This is a genomic window from Vibrio sp. YT-18, from assembly GCF_033337345.1.
GTDB lineage: Bacteria > Pseudomonadota > Gammaproteobacteria > Enterobacterales > Vibrionaceae > Vibrio > Vibrio alginolyticus.
The window spans coordinates 25,064-41,824 of sequence record NZ_JAWOQO010000009.1 but is presented as its reverse complement, the minus strand read 5'-3'; the positions used below and the strand labels follow the sequence as shown (position 1 = coordinate 41,824).

Here is a 16,761-nt window from a genome sequence, read left to right as displayed (position 1 = left end):
GATACTTTTTATTATAAAGACCTGCCAGACTAGCGCCATCAATAATTGTGCTATAGGGTTCTCATGATTTATTTACTTCCGTTTTTCACCGTTATGATTTGGGGTGGTAACTCAATTGTGAACAAGATGGCTGCGAGCGCCATTGAACCAAGTGCGATGAGTTTCTACCGTTGGTTTGTCGCAATGGTACTCCTAACGCCATTTTGCCTGCCTGCAATCATCAAACAACGACACATTATTCGACCTTACTTAGCTAAGTTGGCGTTTCTTGCGTTACTTGGTATGGTTCTCAACCAGTCACTTGGATACTATGCCGGTTTAACAACAACGGCCTCTAATATGGCCCTGATCACCTCTTTAGTTCCTTTGATCAGTGTGTTTTTAAGTGTCCCATTGCTCGGTAAATCTATATCAATGTTAAGTATCGTCGGTGGTGTCATTTCGCTCGGCGGCTTGGCATTTATGCTTGGTCACGGTGATATCACTTACTTTTTACATCAAGACTTAACGCAAGGTGACAGCTTAATGCTCGTTGCTGCCATGGTATACGCGGCTTATTGTGTTCTGCTAAAACGCTGGAAAATGCCATTCAGTAGTTTAACTCTGGTTTACATGCAGGGCTTCTTTTCTGTTTTGATGCTCACACCACTTTGGCTCTCTAGTGAGCAACTGTTACCAAGCCAAGATGCGCTACCATTAATCGCTTATGCTGGTATTGCTGCTTCCATTTTCGCGCCGCTGATGTGGGTCAAAGCGATTGATTCAATTGGTGCTGATTCAAGTGCTATGTTCATGAACCTAATGCCTGTGGTTTCCGTCATACTTGCTTCAACACTAATTGGTGAGAAAATTTACGCTTACCACATTATTGGTGGGTTGTTAGTCATCTCTGGCGTTATCCTGTCGCAAGTAAAAGTAAGACAGAGAAAACCATTATCCAATTCTGAGATTGCCTCTACCGCCAATTAACATCTACACCCCAAGCCACAGAACTACGCTGTGGCTTGTCACTTCCAGCGTTCGAATAAAAGTTAAAATTTTGTTTCATTCGCTATTCCCGAAAATTCATCTTGCTGCTAAATTGGGAAAACAATAACCCATCAAGGAAAGACAGATGAGCAGTGGTCAAAGAGACATTACCCTTCGCTTTTTAGCAGAACCCAGCGACGTAAATTTTGGCGGAAAAGTGCACGGCGGCGCCGTAATGAAATGGATCGACTTGGCAGCGTACGCCTGCTCTGCAGCGTGGAGTGGTAAATATTGCATTACCGCATATGCTGGCGGCATTCGGTTTGTTGCTCCGATTCATGTCGGCAACTTAGTCGAAGTTAGCGCGAAAGTCATTTATACCGGACGAAGCTCAATGCACATTGCGATTGACGTGCAAGCCAGTGATCCAAAGCAAATGAAAAACAGACTCACCACTCACTGTATCGTTATCATGGTTGCTGTAGATGAAAACGGAAAACCAACCGATGTACCGAAATGGATTCCAGAGTCAGGTGAAGACAAAGCCTTAGAGCAATCCGCTATCCGTCTTATGAACATGCGTAAAGAGATTGGGGAAGAAATGGAAGCACACGTTAAATATCTCAAGTAACTGGCATCCGTTAAGAACGCTATTAAGTACCTCAACGTTACCTAGACCCAGAGTGTGGAGCAACATCATGGTTTCGCCATTTGTTTCACGCTCGCCCTTCTCTGTCATAAATCCTTCACCTAGCTTTGCTTAAATCCATCCATTATTTTAGAGTTGGATAGAGTTTGGATCTTGAGACTAAAAGAAACGACCTTAAGTGAAGAGACGTTGACCAATTTAAAAGCGGTCGAGTACCAGTGGGTGAGAACCATGTACGTCGAGGGGTATAACGAAACAGAAATTAATCATTACATTCAAACTTGCTTTGGCGGTGATGTTACCTTTGCTAATTTATTTCGTCGCGTCGCACTGCAGCAAGAAAGTTTGTACACGCTGCTTCAATACGTTGGATGCGCACCTTCCAGCCGAGAGTTTTAATCTCTTCCTTCCCTACCTCAATTTAGCTTTTTACTAAGCTCTAGTTATTTATGTGAAGTGCTACGCAGGGCATTATTCAAGCCCTGTGTAATCCATTGCAAAGCCGCTAATCTCTATCTACTTATTGCAAAATTGCCTTTAACAGGCATAAAAAAACCTGAGTCTAAACTCAGGTTATGGTTACAAAAACTGTTAGTGATTGAATCGTAAGGAACTAAGCTAACAGCCAGCTATGCGTAACGCCAATAAAAGCCAAGATATTACTGATCGGCGGCCAAACCAAAATTGTAATATCCGTGCTAAGTATAAGGGCGACCATGTGGTCGCCCTTTTCTAGTTATTCTTATCAATCTCAGACCACAAGAGATTATCCTTTCACACCACCAGCGGTTAGACCACCAACCAACCAGCGCTGCGCAAGTAAGAATACGGCAGTGATTGGCACTGCTGAAAGTACAGCAGCTGCGGCAAAGTCACCCCACAAGTAGTTTTGTGGATATAGGTATTGCTGCATACCCACTGCAAGTGTGTACGAGTCTACATCAGAAAGCAGTAGTGACGCTACAGGAACTTCACCAATTACCATGATGAACGACAAGATGAAGACTACCGCTAGGATTGGCACAGACAGTGGCAGCAATACCAAACGGAATGCTTGCCATGGTGTAGCACCATCAAGAGCCGCCGCTTCTTCTAGAGACGAGTCAATACTTTCGAAGTAGCCTTTAATGGTCCAAACGTGCAGTGCGATACCACCTAAGTAAGCGAAGATCAGACCGCCATGCGTGTTCAGGCCAAGGAAAGGAATGTACTGACCCAGTTTGTCGAACAACGCGTACAGAGCAACCAGTGCCAACACCGCAGGGAACATCTGGAAGATCATCATCGCTTTAAGAATGGTGTTCTTACCTTTGAACTTCATACGAGCAAACGCGTAAGCCGATGTGGTTGATAGCGCCACGATTAGGATTGCAGAAATACCACCCACTTTTACAGAGTTCCACAGCCATGTCATTACTGGGAATGGTGGCGGTGTAACTGTACCGTCTGGATTAGTCACCGAGAAACCTAATGCCAATTTCCAGTGATCAAGTGTTGGGTTGTCTGGGATCAGGCTACCCGTTGCAAAGTTACCTTCACGGAATGAAATCGCGATGATCATCAGTAAAGGGAAAATAATCAGTGCCAAGAATGCCCACATTGCAATATGAGTAGCCCAAACACGATATTTTAATGACTTACCTTGTACCATTGCCATTGTAATTTCTCCTTAGTCCTGAGCTACTTTAGTTACGCGTAGGTTGATAAGTGCCAATGCGCCAACCAATAGGAAGATAAGCGTTGCTACTGCACTTGCTAGACCGAAGTCTTGACCACCAGCACCTTCGAATGCGATTCGGTAGGTGTAACTTACTAGCAGGTCGGTGTAACCCGCAGGCTCTGATGTACCAATCATGTTTGGACCACCGCCTGTCAACAACTGGATAAGTACGAAGTTGTTGAAGTTAAATGCAAAACTCGCGATCAACAATGGTGTTAACGGCTTCAACATCATTGGTAGTGTGATACGTGTGAAGTTCGTGACAAAGTTCGCACCATCAATTGCTGATGCTTCATATAAATCGTCTGGAATCGCTTTTAGTAAGCCCATACACAAAATCATCATGTAAGGGAAACCAAGCCAAGTGTTAACAATTAAGATCATGGTTTTCGCCATGAACGGATCAGAGAACCAAGCCGGGCTAATGCCGAATAAGCCTTCCAACAACATGTTGATCTCACCAAAGCTTTGGTTAAACAAACCTTTAAAGATCAAGATAGAAATAAACGCCGGAACTGCATAAGGCAGGATTAGCAACAAACGGTAAACTGAGCGACCTTTAAGTGCTTCCCACTGAACCACACTGGCAAGGACAAGACCAATAACAAGCGTAAATAATACGGTTAGCGCAGAGAAAACAATGGTCCAGATAAAGATACTGATAAACGGCTCTTTGATACCATCATCTTTCCAAACACGCTCAAAGTTGTGGGTACCAATGTTCACCACGAAACCTGGTGACACTGTGCTGCCAACAAATTGACCGTTTTCATCGACAGGCTGGTAGTAACCTACTTCCATATTTGGACGTAGCGTTTCTTCAGTCCGGTTGTTGTAAAGCGTTTCACCATCTTCTTGTAATGTGTACAAAGGCACAACTGCAGCAAATTTGCGCAGCCCACTCATGCGGATATCATCACCACTTGGCAAATGTAAATCGACACTGCTCAACGCACTGCGGTTCTTAACAATCGCCTTGATTGATTCTTTTTCACCCGTTACTTCTTCAATTGGTGAAAGATCAAACTCCGATGCTGAAAGGTTATCAAGCTGAAAAGTCGGGCTTGCAAGTAGCTCACCATCTTTTTCAACCACAAGTTGATGGCCTTGCTCCGTTTTATACAAAGTGAACGGGTAGCTATCACCACTTTGGTAAGTTCGGTCCAAAAGTACGTTCTGAGCGCGATCAAAAGAGAGTTGGTTCTTCGCGCTATAGTTGGTAAACGCCAAACCTATGGTGTACGCCAAAGGAAAAAGAATGAAAAGGATCATCCCTGCTATACCAGGGTAAATGTAACGGTGTGCGTACGTCTTTTTACTACCAAAGATGAACAACGCTAAAGCGGTAAGAATGAGCGTAAGTAGTGCAAACGCAATCTCACCGCGAGAATACATAAGGATTGTTGCGTAGCCATTGATGATGCCGACTGTGCCTAAAAGTGACCATTTCATGAACACTTTTTTGCTGCTCGGAAGGCTGGCTTCTGGTGCTGTCATAGCATTTGTACCTTGAACTGACTGCATAGGGAACCTGCTAGCGAATATAGAATAAATATAGAAAAGTAAGGAGGAGTTGCCTCCTCCTTAAAAAGGTCTTACTTAATTATTTAGTCATTTGTTTTTCTGCATCTGCAAGAGCTGCATCGACAGTTTGACGACCGTCAACTACGTTGATGATTGCGTTCTTAGCCGCACCCCAGAATGCGTTCATTTGAGGGATATTTGGCATGATTTCGCCGTTCATCGCATTGTCCATTGTTGCTGCGATACGAGTATCTGAATCTAGCTCACGTTGGAACGAGTTAAGTGCTACCGCACCTAGAGGCTTATCGTTGTTAACCATACGTAGGCCATCGTTTGTTAGTAGGTAGTTCTCAATGAACTCAACTGCTAGGTCTTTGTTTGGAGACGCAGTGCTGATACCAGCCGTTAGAACACCAACGAATGGCTTAGAAGATTGACCTTGGAACTTAGGTAGCGTAGTCACGCCGTAGTTAACGCCAGACTTCTCAATGTTGCCCCAAGACCATGGACCGTTGATCGTCATCGCTGTTTTGCCTTGGTTGAACGCAGATTCAGACACGGAGTAATCCATATCCGCAGAGATTACGCCTTTATCAACTAAGCCTTTTACGAAGCTCATTGCGTCTTTAACGCCTTCTTTCGCGATACCAGCGTCTTTAACATCGTAACCTTCAGAAGTGTATTTGAACGCGTAGCCGCCATCAGCCGCCATTAGTGGCCAAGTGAAGTACGGTTCTTTTAGGTTCCACATGATTGCAGACTTGCCATCTTTTTTAAGTTTTGCATCTAATGCTGCAACCTCTTCCCAAGACTTTGGTGGGTTTGGAACTAGGTCTTTGTTGTAGATTAGAGATAGAGACTCAACCGCAACTGGATAGCCGATCAATTTGCCGTCGTAACGTACCGCATCCCAAGCGAAATCAACGATACCTTCTTGAATATTCTTAGAAGGTTTAATTTCTGCTAGCAGGCCAGCTTCTGCGTAACCACCGAAACGGTCGTGAGCCCAGAATACGATATCAGGACCGTCGCCAGTCGCTGCAGTTTGAGGGAATTTGTCTTGAAGGCCATCTGGGTGAGCCACAGTCACTTTAATGCCTGTGTCTTCTTCAAATTTCTTACCAACTTCAGCAAGGCCGTTGTAGCCTTTATCACCGTTGATCCAGATAGTAAGTTGTCCTTCTTCGATGGCAGCATTAGCACCAAAAGAACCCAAAGCAACAAGAGTACCTAGTGCTACAGCGCTTAACTTTTTCATGTTCGTATCCTTTTTATATTTTTGATGTAGGGCTAGTCCATTGAGGTTCAGCCGTATTTCGACATATATCATCTGAAATAATCCAATATGTCTCATCCTCCTAATCCCTACGCCCTTACAATTATGACGTATTTTCGTGATCTAAATCGCCAAGGGTAAGAGACTCAAATCACAAAATGGATAGTTCCTGTGATCGGTTTCAACTTTAGGTGGTGCAATAATGTGATTTCCGACCAACTGCTTTCTTCCTCCTCCTTTTTTACTCCTCCCTTTCTACTCCCCCTACAATTATTTCTATTAGGAGGATGTCGCACTACGCACAATCTTAGAAACTGCAGTCATCCAAGAGTGGATGGTAAGAACCCTTTCCCAGCAGTGCCTACGTATTAGGAAAAAGATTTGCTGGTTTTGCATTGCCAGACGAGTGGAATGTCATTATTAGTGTTGTTTGTGGTAATTATTTCACGGGGGAGACAATACGAATAATGTGGGGGAGAGAAACTCGTACTTGGCTATGATGGGTAGCACTTCTATTCAGGACATTTTATTGAAGTGCTACCCTACTTTTCTTACCAACCGCAAGAACTTACCGATTCCTACTGTTACTGCTCGCTAGATAATTCATATAATGATGAGCGGTGAATAATAAAAAATTGATCGAGGACGAGCTACATGGCGAGTGTCACGTTAAAAAATGTTTGTAAAGCGTATGGCGACGTACTGATTTCTAAGAACGTAGACCTAACAATCAACGAAGGTGAATTTGTTGTTTTTGTAGGTCCATCAGGTTGTGGTAAATCTACCCTTTTACGTTGTATTGCCGGTCTTGAAGACATTACTTCAGGTGATTTGTATATTGGTGACCAGCGCATGAATGACGTCGAACCATCCAAACGTGGTGTTGGTATGGTATTCCAGTCTTACGCTCTTTACCCGCACCTTAACTTATATGACAACATGTCATTTGGCTTGAAACTAGCAAAAGCAGACAAAGCAGAAATCGACAAGCGTGTTGAACAAGCAGCAGAAATCCTACAACTAGGCCACTTGCTTGAGCGCCAACCAAAAGCACTTTCTGGTGGACAGCGTCAACGTGTGGCGATTGGCCGAACATTGGTATCGCAGCCAAATGTATTCCTTCTAGACGAGCCACTATCAAACTTGGATGCGGCACTGCGTGTAAACATGCGTGCACAAATTACTAAGCTACAACGCCAACTTGGTTGTACCATGATCTACGTAACGCACGATCAGGTAGAAGCGATGACAATGGCAGATAAAATCGTTGTACTAGACGGCGGTTATGTATCGCAAGTTGGTAAGCCGCTTGAGCTTTACCATTACCCACAAAACCGCTTTGTAGCTGGCTTTATCGGTTCTCCGAAAATGAACTTCATGAGCGTATTCATTGATGAAGTAGAAGCAGAGCGCGTCAAAGTTCAACTATCTAACGGCGTATCTTTCTGGATTCCGGTGGATGGTACAACAGTTAACCGCGGCGACCGAATGTCTTTAGGCATTCGCCCTGAGCACCTATTATCCGCTTCTGAAGCTGATGCAAGTATTCACGGTGAAGTGATGATTGTTGAGAAGCTAGGTAACGAAACTCAAGTATACCTAAACCTAGAAGGTGCGGACGCCGACGTTATTTTCCGTCAGCCGGACACGCTTGCAGTCGACACTGGCGATAAAATCGAGATCGGTATTCCAGCTCATCGTTGTCACCTGTTCCACAGTGATGGTCGCGCATGCCGCCGCCTATACAAAGAAAACGGCGTAGAAGTCGAATAGTTCATTCGTCCTTACTCAAAAAAATCCCTCTCAAGTGAGAGGGATTTTTTTATCTTAATAAATATCAGCAATTCGATACTAAATCATTAATCGTTAACGAATCAAATCACCCGTTTCTTCTACCCTCACATAAACCATTGTCTTTGTACTGATACTTCATTTTTAATACTTTTCCTCATTCCTCATAAGTAAGTACCAGCTTTTTCCTAACCCGCCAAACTTAGCCAAAGGGCTAAATATCATTCTTATTTCCACTTACCTCAACAAAGCAAATTTTTACACTTATCAACGAAATTACACGTGACAAAAAACTCAGCAGCATTCCACAGAATGCTCTGTGCACTAACTACTAATAACGTTCACGACACGGCAATTGGGGAAGACACCCAAGGGCGGTAGCGTGTCAGAAGGGAAACTGAGTCATGAAACAAAAAGGACTTATCCGCTCTCATGAGATGGAGTTCGCTTTTTTATATCGCATCTCAGATCTTGCTGTCATCGTCTCTTTTATGCTGCTTTTAGTGTTCAAAGACATGAATACTGCGATGGGGAAAGATTACGTCATATTGGCTTTCGTTGGAGGCATCTCCTTTCTATTTATGGCAGAAAGCGGCAATCTGTATCGCTCTTGGCGAACCAGTTCGTTTAAAGAGCAGATGTTTATTGTCTGTGTTGCTTGGGCGGTGACTTCTGCACTTATCTTTATTGTGCTGTATTTTTCTAAAGTCCATACCTTATTTGATAACACAATTTTAGTGCTGTGGTTTGCGATTACGCCCGCTCTGCTTTTGGCATGGCGAGTAACATTCCGTACCGGATTAGCCTATTTGAGAAGAAAAGGATTCAACACTCGCACTGCGATCATCATCGGCCAAACTCCTCACGGCATTACCCTAGCTAACGAAATTCAAAACCACACAGAACACGGCGTGCTTTTTGATGGCTTTTACGACGAACGATCTTCCGACAGATTGCCAAATTCTGATTATCCTATTAAAGGAGCTGTTGACCACGCCCTTGAGCGAGCTAAAAAAGGGGAAGTAGATTACGTCTATATCGCGATGCCAATGCACGCAAAAGAGCGCATTGCGTCACTTCTTAACCAATTCTCAGATACCACCGCAAATACGTATCTGATTCCCGACTTCTTCACTTATAACCTTTTACATTCTCGTTGGGCGCAGATCGGCCAAGTTCAAACACTAAGTGTCTTTGATACACCTTTTGCTGGAATTTCTTCTTGGGTAAAACGGTTTGAAGACATCTTGTTTTCGAGCATTATTTTGGTCTTAATCGCCCCTATTCTATTCGTCATTGCGATTGGCATTAAGGCAACGTCTAAAGGCCCTGTCATCTTTAAACAACATCGGTACGGTCTTGATGGACGCAAGATTGAAGTCTGGAAGTTCCGTTCAATGACAACCATGGATCAAGGTTCCAACGTGAAACAGGCGACAAAGAACGATCCTCGTATTACGCCTTTTGGCGGATTTCTACGTCGCACCTCTTTGGACGAACTACCTCAATTTATCAATGTACTGCAAGGGACCATGTCTATTGTCGGCCCACGCCCTCATGCCGTGGCACACAATGAAGAATACCGTCAGATCGTGGATCGCTACATGCTACGTCACAAAGTAAAACCAGGCATTACTGGCTGGGCGCAGATTAATGGTTATCGCGGCGAAACCGACACCTTAGAAAAAATGGAAAAGAGAGTCGAGTTTGATTTGGATTACATCCACCATTGGTCGGTTTGGATGGACATCAAAATCATCTTTATGACCGTTTTCAAAGGCTTCACTGGTGCTAACGCGTACTAAGGTTGAGATTATGAAGAAACTGACAATGGCAATAGCATTAAGTCTGTTTTCTACTGACTTGCTCGCAGAACCGATGGCTTACCAAACCGAGTCTGGTATAGAGTTGATTCCCCTCGTAAAAACTTTCTACGAGGGAGATGACAACATCAATAAAGCGGAAAAATCCGGCAATGTAGAATCGGTCAATATTTGGGGTATAGAACCAAGCTTACTAGCACGTATAGAACGGAATCGCTATCGCGCAGATATTTTATATAAGTTAAAAGCTGGCTTTTCATCTGACGATCGCAACGACTTCGACGACCACACTTTTCAGTTTTCCAACTTTTTCGAATTTAATCATCGTCATCGTTTAGTGGTTGATTACCGTTTTCGCGCCCAGCATGAAGTTCGAGGAGAAGATATTACCGAAGGTAATGGTAGCGCAATCGACTCACCAATAGAGTTCAACCGTAACGATGTAAAAACCAATTATGTCTTTGGATCTAACGGTGCCAAAGGCAGACTCGAATTCGGTTTAGGCTACAGTGATAAAACCTATCAAAACTATCGTGACGGCTTGCCTGGTCGCCCAAACGCTAAAACTAAATACAACGATTTTCGAGCTCCCAATGCACATTTGGAGTTCTATTTAAGAGCGACGCCAAGAACCTATTGGTTAGTCGGAACAAACCAAATCATAACCGAGTATCAGCACCGAAATTCTGCGCAGCCATCGAAAGATAACAACACCAGTTTCTATTACACCGGTGCCGAATGGGAAGTTACAGGAAAAACCAAAGGCATCGCTCGACTCGGTTATCAAATCAAAGATTTTGACAGCGCTCAACGAGAGACATTTAAAGGCTTTAGTTGGGATATCGGCTTTGAATGGTTGCCTCAAGAACAAACTCTAGTCAGCGTGAAAACCACTCAGGCGGCGGTTAACCCCGATCAAGATGGCGATTACAACCTACAAACTCGTTACCGACTGAACCTGAAGCACGATTGGAATAGTTACCTTGCAACTCGCTTAGGTGCTGTTTATCAACAAGATGATTACACAGGAATTTCCAGAAACGACGATCGGTACACTCTATCTTTTGGTATCGATTATCAGATCAAACGTTGGATACAGCTGCAAGCCGATTGGCAATACCAAGATAAAAACTCTAGCCGATCGGGTTATAGCTTCGAACAAAACATTTGGACTTTAAGCGCACAGTTTTCTCTGTAAAAAGGATTATTAATGAAGGCATTCATCAAATTCATGAGTGTAGCGTTGTTGCTATTTAGCACTTTGGTCAACGCTGACTCAAACGAGGAAGATTACTTACTCGATACTGGCGATACCATTTCCGTGCAGGTCTATGGTGAAGAAGATCTTACGATTAAAAATATTCTAATAACGTCAGATGGCTATTTTGATTACCCCTACCTTGGTCGAATTAAAGCAATCAAAAAAACACCGAAACAACTCAAGTACGAAATAGAAACGGGCTTAAAAGGCGATTATCTCATCAATCCAAAAGTGATGGTCACCATCAATAATTTTCGTCTGTTTTACGTTAATGGCGAAGTCCGGAAACCAGGTGGATTTGAGTACCGTCCAGGGTTAACCATAGAGAAGGCCATCGCTCTAGCAGGCGGCTTGACCGACAGAGCCTCACGCAAAGGCATTAACCTAACCAAGCATAAAACGGGTCAAACGATGGAAGGGGTCAGTATGCACCGCAACGTTGAACCTGGTGACATTGTATTTATTGACCAGAGCTTCTTTTAAGTGACAGGGAATCAAATGAACGGGACTCATCCAAATAATCTCCAGATGAACAAAGTAGAACTGATTCGTTTTGGCCATCACTTCAAAGCGATTAAAAAGAATTGGCTAAGCATCGCAGCATTCACGCTTCTGTTCTCATTAACTTGTACTTGGTATATCTACTCCAAAGCATCGATATACCAAGCTACAGCTACGCTACTCATCCAAGAGGAGCAAAAAAGCGCCCTTTCAATCGAGGAAGTATATGGCGTCGACACGACAAAAAAAGAGTACTTTCAAACGCAAATCGCCATTTTAAAATCGAATCATATTGCAGATAAGGTCATTAGAGAGTTGAACCTCACCCAATTACCTGAATTCACAAGCTCAGGGGGGTTAAATAAAAAAATCGACCAAATAAAGTCGATTCCTTTTGTTCAAGACCTACTGAATGTGGCACCAAGCCCAAAAGAAACCGCCCAGTTTTCAGAGTCCTATTATCAGGCACTTCAAGCTTTCAGAAGTAAACTCGATATTGAGCCAGTACGTAACACCCAATTAGTCAGAATTCGCTTTCGTTCTACCGATCCTAAGCTTGCGACGACAATCGCCAACGCGGTCGGCCAAGCCTACATTGACGCAAATTTTGAAGCCAAATTGGTCGTTACACAAAATGCGGCTACTTGGTTGACAAATAACTCTCAAAAATTGGAGGAGCGATTACGTAACTCGGAGCAAGCGCTGCAAGAATTCTTGTTAAAAGAAGGGTTGATCGATATCAACGGTATTGATGAAATTTACGCAAATGAGCTAGAAGAACTCACTCGCAAGCTGAATATCGCTGTTAATAAGCGTATTGAAGCGCAGACGTTAATCCAACTGTTACGACGTAAATCTTCGCAAAGTTTAGACAGCTTGTTGTCAATTGATGAATTCGCTAATCAAGCGCAAATCCGCGATCTAAAATTGTCGGAAGCACAGGCAGCCAAAAATCTCTCTGAACTGGCACAGCGCTACGGACCTAAGCATGATCGAATGATTCAGGCGAAAGCACAGCTTGCTGAAATTCAATCAAGAACCCAGCAACTCATTCGTGACATTTCCTTCAGTAAGCAGCAAGACCTTCTTGCTGCAAAAGCGCAAGAGGACATGCTTCGAGCAGAACTCGATAACAAAAAGTCAGACTTCCAATCGTTAGGGTCACAAAAAGCGCGTTACGAACAGTTAAAACGCGAGGTTGAATCCAATAAGGCACTCTATGAAGCGTTCTTAAATCGTGAGAAAGAGACCAACGCCACCAGCGACTACAAGAATGTCACTGCTCGCTTTACTGATAAAGCCATCATTCCTCTATTCCCGGTGGCACCACAACGAATCAAACTGGTACTGATTGCCACCTTTTTTGGCTTTGCCATTGCTTGCGCTCTAGTCATCATCTTAGAAACGATGCGAGAAGTTATCCGAAGCACAGCCGATGTGCAGGAAAAACTTGGTGTTACGTGTTTAGGTGTGATTCCTATGGTCAAAAAACGCAACTTGCGTAAAAACGGCGTCAGTTATACCGCGTATTTAGATGATGAAGAAAAGCTATTTAGTGAAGCTTGCCGCTCCGTCAGAACCTCGCTTCTGCTCAGATTAACCAACACGAAGCAAAAGATATTGCCCTTTACCTCTGCTATTCCAGAAGAAGGAAAAACATCGACCAGTATCAATATGGCGGTGTCGTTTTCAAAAATGGAAAAGGTATTGATCATCGACTGCGATTTACGTCGACCTTCCATCGCAAAGCGATTCGGTATTGCTGAATCAAGCCCTGGCTTAACGCATATCCTGACGATGGATACGCCAATCAAAGATTGTGTTACACATATAAAAGAAGCCAACTTAGATGTATTATCGGCCGGCCTAATTCCGCCAAACCCACAGGAATTACTGGCTTCTGATCGCTTTAAAAAGTTGCTCGAACATTTTCAAAATAAGTATGACCGGATCATTATCGATACACCGCCCCTACTGTCAGTGAGTGACGCACTTATTCTTGGTCAATATGCCAATGGTCTGATTACCGTCATTCGCTCAGAATCAACAAAATCATCACTGGTTAACCTTGCGTTATCTAAACAAATACAACACTCAGTTCCATCTCTTGGCGTCTTAATCACACAAGCCAAGGCCAAGGAAGGAGAGACGCTTTATGTCCAGAAATACGCCTACTAACGTAAACCTATCTTGGTACCAAACCTTGAAAAGCCAAGAACAACCGGTATTGATCTATCAAATGGGCAAAGTAGGTTCGAGTGCATTAGAGCATTCCATTCCTAACTCGATTCACTTGCACGACCTTATGACTGTCGATGCGCAAAAACAAATATCCCCTGTTAGAGCGCAATTGCATAAGCCTCAGATCAATGCGTTAAAGCGACGACTAAAGCGCATAACAATGAGCCACATGTTAAAGCGTAAGAAAAAAGTTCGAATTATCTCGCTGGTGCGTGAACCGATCGGACGAAATGTCTCAATGTTCTTTCAAGCACTTCCTTTTTGGATGGCGGACAAATATCTAAAGGATGACAGCGCAATACGTACCGAACGACCGCAATTACTCCAAGAAGCATTTGATAAGCACATGAATCATCAATATGCGCTGCAGTGGTTTGACAACGAGATCAAACAACTAACAGGGATTGATGTGTTTAACGAGTCTTTTAATCACGAAGTAGGCTATCAAACATACCATAACAATAACTTCTCACTGTTGGTAATTCGAAGTGACAAGCTAACGAAGGCTAACTCCGCAGTTGAAGACTTTTTAGGTTACCCCGTGGATGTTGTTTATGAAAATCAATCAGACAACAAATGGTACTCGCCACTAATGAAAGAATTCAAAACGCAATTTCAACCTACACCCGAGTACGTTGAAGAAATGCTGAATTCTAAATTGACGAAGCACTTTTTCTCAAATGCAGAAATCACCGACCTTAAACAGCAATATCTGACCAATTAATCATGAAAACCAAGATTCTACATATTATCAATGATCTTTCTCAGAACGGCGGTGCTCAGAAGTTCTTAGTCGACCTTGTTTTAGAACATAAGCCTGAATACGAAATCAAAATTTTGGTCTTGTGTGATGAAAATGATTACTTACCAATGCTATCCGCCCAAGGCATAGAGTGTTTTAACTGGCGCACATTGCCATTGAGTGAGAAATTCTCTTTGCTGCGTTGGCCGGATGTCGTTCACGGGCACCTCTACCCTTCCATTTACCTAGCGCTATTGGCGGTAGGTAAAAAACGAATCCAGACTGAGCACTGTTCTTATAACCGTCGACGTGACTATCCGCTGTTTAAGTTCATGGAATACGTCTTGTATTGGGGCCACGACTTGACGGTCAGTATTAGTGAAAAAGTACAAGATGAACTGGTGAAGTTCATGCCTCGCTACCAACACAAATATCACGTGGTGCACAATGGCGTTGATTTAAAAAGGTTTTCTATGACGCCAAGATGCGCCAGCCACCTAATCGACAAACCAGTTATCAAGATTGGAATGGTGGGCCGACTTCACCAACATAAAGATCATGAAACGCTTATCCAAGCACTTATCCATTTACCAAGACGATACGAACTCCACCTTGCGGGAGATGGAGAAAAAAAATCGTCACTGCAAGCATTGGCAACAAAAATCAACGTCGCGCAACGTGTTCACTTTCATGGCGTAGTTTCTGACATTCCAGCCTTTTTGAACGACATGGATATTTACGTGCAATCGTCGCACGTCGAAGGCTTTGGTTTGGCGGCGGTTGAGGCGATGGCAGCAGGCTTACCCGTACTATCGTCGGACGTACCTGGTTTGGATGAAGTCACCGGACGTGCCGAATATTTATTTCAAGTTGGTAACGCCACTGAACTGAGCCAAAAAGTTCTCCAGCTGTGTGAAAGTGTTGAGCGGTACGACGCTGCAAGTCAATACTCCGTCAATAGGGCCTCTCTCTACACCATCGATAAATTTCGTGAAGGTTACTATGGAATCTACCAGCAGCTTTGCGCCAACAAATAGTTCCGCGCCATCGAGCCATCGCGCCTCATTGCTTGCAGCATGCCTATTAGCATTGTTCTTTATTCCTATGAAGTTTCGTGCTGGAGGAATAGCGCTAGCCCCATCTGACATCGCAAGCCTTTTGTCTATTGGTTTTACTGCATTAGTGGTATTGGAAGGAAAAGCTGAAAAACTCATGCATCCCTGTATGGGGTTCCTCGTATTGTTCACTGGGTATGTGTTCATAAATGGTCTGCTAAATCGCGTCCCTTTAATGCCGCTAGTTATAGAAACTGTGCAATGGTTAGCGATTTTGTGCCTACTGAGCCTAATGTACGCCTATGGCGTGTTTGATGACGAACGGGTAATGGTTTATTTCACGTATCTGTTGTTTTTCATCTGTACGCTCGTTGCCTTATGGCACTTTGCTCAGGGTTATCAAAGCGGGTTTAAGTTACTCGGGGTAAGTAAATACGGGTTCGGTGTACTGTGCTCACTACTGTACCTTTATCGAGATAAAATTCGCGCTTTTCACCTTTTGATGCTCGTAGCTTTAGTATTACTGGTGTTGTCACAAGAAAGAAAAGCGCTACTTGGTTTTTGTCTGCTTTTCTTCTTTGACCAACTGCTCGTAAAAAACTTAATGAGAAAATCGCTCAGCGAAACGTACACGTGGGCGATTTTATTAGCCTTGAGCTTCATTGTGTTTACTGCCGTCACAACCACACTCTACGTTGGGTTTGAAACTCTAGCAGACACATTGGAAATAACCCAAGAAGACGTCTTATTTGCCAACCAAAGTGAAGCCCGCTGGGTATCGAATCTTCATAGAAAACTTTTACTTGCCAATGGGCTAGATATTTTACTTCAACACCCAGTGCTAGGTGTCGGCGCGAAAATGTTACCCAACTTTATGATCAGTTACTTTAACTATGATGAGCTGGCGATCTACACCCACAACTTTGTGTTAGATACCGCAATTGAATACGGATTGCTTGGTATCGGTCTGCTGTTTGGTGGTTATTTTCTTTTTATTCGCTTTTGCTTCCGTAGTCTTAATGAAAACAGAAAAAGCCTATTACTTGCGATATACGCCCTCATCATGGTGTTTTTCGTTGCGGTAAACACCACCATAATTTTAATACTCTTATTACCCGTCATGATCAGCATGAGCAACGACTCAAGGGCCATTGCTCATACTTTTCCGGTAAACCATCACCACGAATATGAATAATCAAGGATAGGATA

Annotated in this window: 14 protein-coding genes; 11 read left to right on the top strand and 3 right to left on the bottom strand. The window is 43.4% G+C overall.

The annotated features are described in order from the left end of the window. The first annotated feature begins 63 nt into the window (after positions 1–63). The 3 genes from R7M72_RS13750 (at position 64) to R7M72_RS13740 (ending at position 2,017) form a co-directional block, all read left to right on the top strand. Complete coding sequence (locus tag R7M72_RS13750; RefSeq protein ID WP_054574462.1) at positions 64–969, top strand: DMT family transporter; 906 nt, start codon at positions 64–66, stop codon at positions 967–969. Positions 970–1,114: 145 nt separating this feature from the next. Further along, positions 1,115–1,600 (top strand): acyl-CoA thioesterase, encoded by a 486-nt coding sequence (locus tag R7M72_RS13745; RefSeq protein ID WP_054728738.1) that lies wholly within the window; start codon positions 1,115–1,117, stop codon positions 1,598–1,600. A gap of 171 nt (positions 1,601–1,771) precedes the next feature. Beyond that, positions 1,772–2,017, top strand: a complete 246-nt coding sequence (locus tag R7M72_RS13740) for a hypothetical protein (protein WP_005375277.1) — start codon at positions 1,772–1,774, stop codon at positions 2,015–2,017. Positions 2,018–2,384: 367 nt separating this feature from the next. Here R7M72_RS13740 and malG read toward each other — a convergent pair whose 3' ends face one another. The 3 genes from malG to malE all read right to left on the bottom strand — a co-directional run bounded on the left by malG (position 2,385) and on the right by malE (position 6,120). After that, positions 2,385–3,275 (bottom strand): maltose ABC transporter permease MalG, encoded by an 891-nt coding sequence (malG, locus tag R7M72_RS13735; RefSeq protein WP_005375275.1) that lies wholly within the window; start codon positions 3,273–3,275, stop codon positions 2,385–2,387. Positions 3,276–3,287: 12 nt separating this feature from the next. Then, positions 3,288–4,862 carry a maltose ABC transporter permease MalF gene (malF, locus tag R7M72_RS13730; protein WP_005375273.1) on the bottom strand — a complete coding sequence of 525 codons (1,575 nt, stop codon included), beginning with the start codon at positions 4,860–4,862 and terminating at the stop codon, positions 3,288–3,290. 79 nt (positions 4,863–4,941) lie between these two features. Continuing rightward, positions 4,942–6,120, bottom strand: coding sequence for a maltose/maltodextrin ABC transporter substrate-binding protein MalE (gene malE / locus R7M72_RS13725; RefSeq protein WP_005375272.1), 1,179 nt, complete (start codon positions 6,118–6,120; stop codon positions 4,942–4,944). Between the two features lie 672 nt (positions 6,121–6,792). On the opposite strand from malE, the gene malK reads away from it, so the two are divergent. The 8 genes from malK to R7M72_RS13685 all read left to right on the top strand — a co-directional run bounded on the left by malK (position 6,793) and on the right by R7M72_RS13685 (position 16,747). Next, complete coding sequence (gene malK / locus R7M72_RS13720; RefSeq protein ID WP_005375271.1) at positions 6,793–7,911, top strand: maltose/maltodextrin ABC transporter ATP-binding protein MalK; 1,119 nt, start codon at positions 6,793–6,795, stop codon at positions 7,909–7,911. A gap of 422 nt (positions 7,912–8,333) precedes the next feature. Beyond that, complete coding sequence (locus tag R7M72_RS13715) at positions 8,334–9,734, top strand: undecaprenyl-phosphate glucose phosphotransferase (protein ID WP_213893292.1); 1,401 nt, start codon at positions 8,334–8,336, stop codon at positions 9,732–9,734. Between the two features lie 10 nt (positions 9,735–9,744). Then, complete coding sequence (locus R7M72_RS13710; protein ID WP_054701816.1) at positions 9,745–10,950, top strand: outer membrane beta-barrel protein; 1,206 nt, start codon at positions 9,745–9,747, stop codon at positions 10,948–10,950. A gap of 12 nt (positions 10,951–10,962) precedes the next feature. Beyond that, positions 10,963–11,496 (top strand): polysaccharide biosynthesis/export family protein, encoded by a 534-nt coding sequence (locus R7M72_RS13705; RefSeq protein ID WP_005375265.1) that lies wholly within the window; start codon positions 10,963–10,965, stop codon positions 11,494–11,496. Positions 11,497–11,511: 15 nt separating this feature from the next. Further along, positions 11,512–13,692 carry a GumC family protein gene (locus R7M72_RS13700; protein ID WP_005385847.1) on the top strand — a complete coding sequence of 727 codons (2,181 nt, stop codon included), beginning with the start codon at positions 11,512–11,514 and terminating at the stop codon, positions 13,690–13,692. After that, a complete protein-coding gene (locus tag R7M72_RS13695; protein WP_005375261.1) occupies positions 13,670–14,479 on the top strand; it encodes a putative capsular polysaccharide synthesis family protein in 810 nt (269 codons plus the stop codon). Before R7M72_RS13700 ends, R7M72_RS13695 begins: the two co-directional genes overlap by 23 nt. 2 nt (positions 14,480–14,481) lie before the next feature. Further along, the gene (locus R7M72_RS13690; protein WP_171342489.1) at positions 14,482–15,534 is read left to right on the top strand and encodes a glycosyltransferase; all 1,053 of its coding nucleotides are present in this window, start codon (positions 14,482–14,484) and stop codon (positions 15,532–15,534) included. Next, positions 15,500–16,747 carry an O-antigen ligase family protein gene (locus R7M72_RS13685; RefSeq protein WP_171342488.1) on the top strand — a complete coding sequence of 416 codons (1,248 nt, stop codon included), beginning with the start codon at positions 15,500–15,502 and terminating at the stop codon, positions 16,745–16,747. Before R7M72_RS13690 ends, R7M72_RS13685 begins: the two co-directional genes overlap by 35 nt. Positions 16,748–16,761: the final 14 nt, after the last annotated feature.

What these genes read in the sequence shown, in the direction of transcription:
- R7M72_RS13750 (WP_054574462.1), top strand. Translation starts at nt 64, where the DNA reads ATGATTTATTTACTTCCGTTTTTCACCGTTATGATTTGGGGTGGTAAC.
- R7M72_RS13745 (WP_054728738.1), top strand. Translation starts at nt 1,115, where the DNA reads ATGAGCAGTGGTCAAAGAGACATTACCCTTCGCTTTTTAGCAGAACCC.
- malG (WP_005375275.1), bottom strand. Translation starts at nt 3,275, where the DNA reads ATGGCAATGGTACAAGGTAAGTCATTAAAATATCGTGTTTGGGCTACT.
- malF (WP_005375273.1), bottom strand. Translation starts at nt 4,862, where the DNA reads ATGCAGTCAGTTCAAGGTACAAATGCTATGACAGCACCAGAAGCCAGC.
- malE (WP_005375272.1), bottom strand. Translation starts at nt 6,120, where the DNA reads ATGAAAAAGTTAAGCGCTGTAGCACTAGGTACTCTTGTTGCTTTGGGT.
- malK (WP_005375271.1), top strand. Translation starts at nt 6,793, where the DNA reads ATGGCGAGTGTCACGTTAAAAAATGTTTGTAAAGCGTATGGCGACGTA.
- R7M72_RS13715 (WP_213893292.1), top strand. Translation starts at nt 8,334, where the DNA reads ATGAAACAAAAAGGACTTATCCGCTCTCATGAGATGGAGTTCGCTTTT.
- R7M72_RS13710 (WP_054701816.1), top strand. Translation starts at nt 9,745, where the DNA reads ATGAAGAAACTGACAATGGCAATAGCATTAAGTCTGTTTTCTACTGAC.
- R7M72_RS13705 (WP_005375265.1), top strand. Translation starts at nt 10,963, where the DNA reads ATGAAGGCATTCATCAAATTCATGAGTGTAGCGTTGTTGCTATTTAGC.
- R7M72_RS13700 (WP_005385847.1), top strand. Translation starts at nt 11,512, where the DNA reads ATGAACGGGACTCATCCAAATAATCTCCAGATGAACAAAGTAGAACTG.
- R7M72_RS13695 (WP_005375261.1), top strand. Translation starts at nt 13,670, where the DNA reads ATGTCCAGAAATACGCCTACTAACGTAAACCTATCTTGGTACCAAACC.
- R7M72_RS13690 (WP_171342489.1), top strand. Translation starts at nt 14,482, where the DNA reads ATGAAAACCAAGATTCTACATATTATCAATGATCTTTCTCAGAACGGC.
- R7M72_RS13685 (WP_171342488.1), top strand. Translation starts at nt 15,500, where the DNA reads ATGGAATCTACCAGCAGCTTTGCGCCAACAAATAGTTCCGCGCCATCG.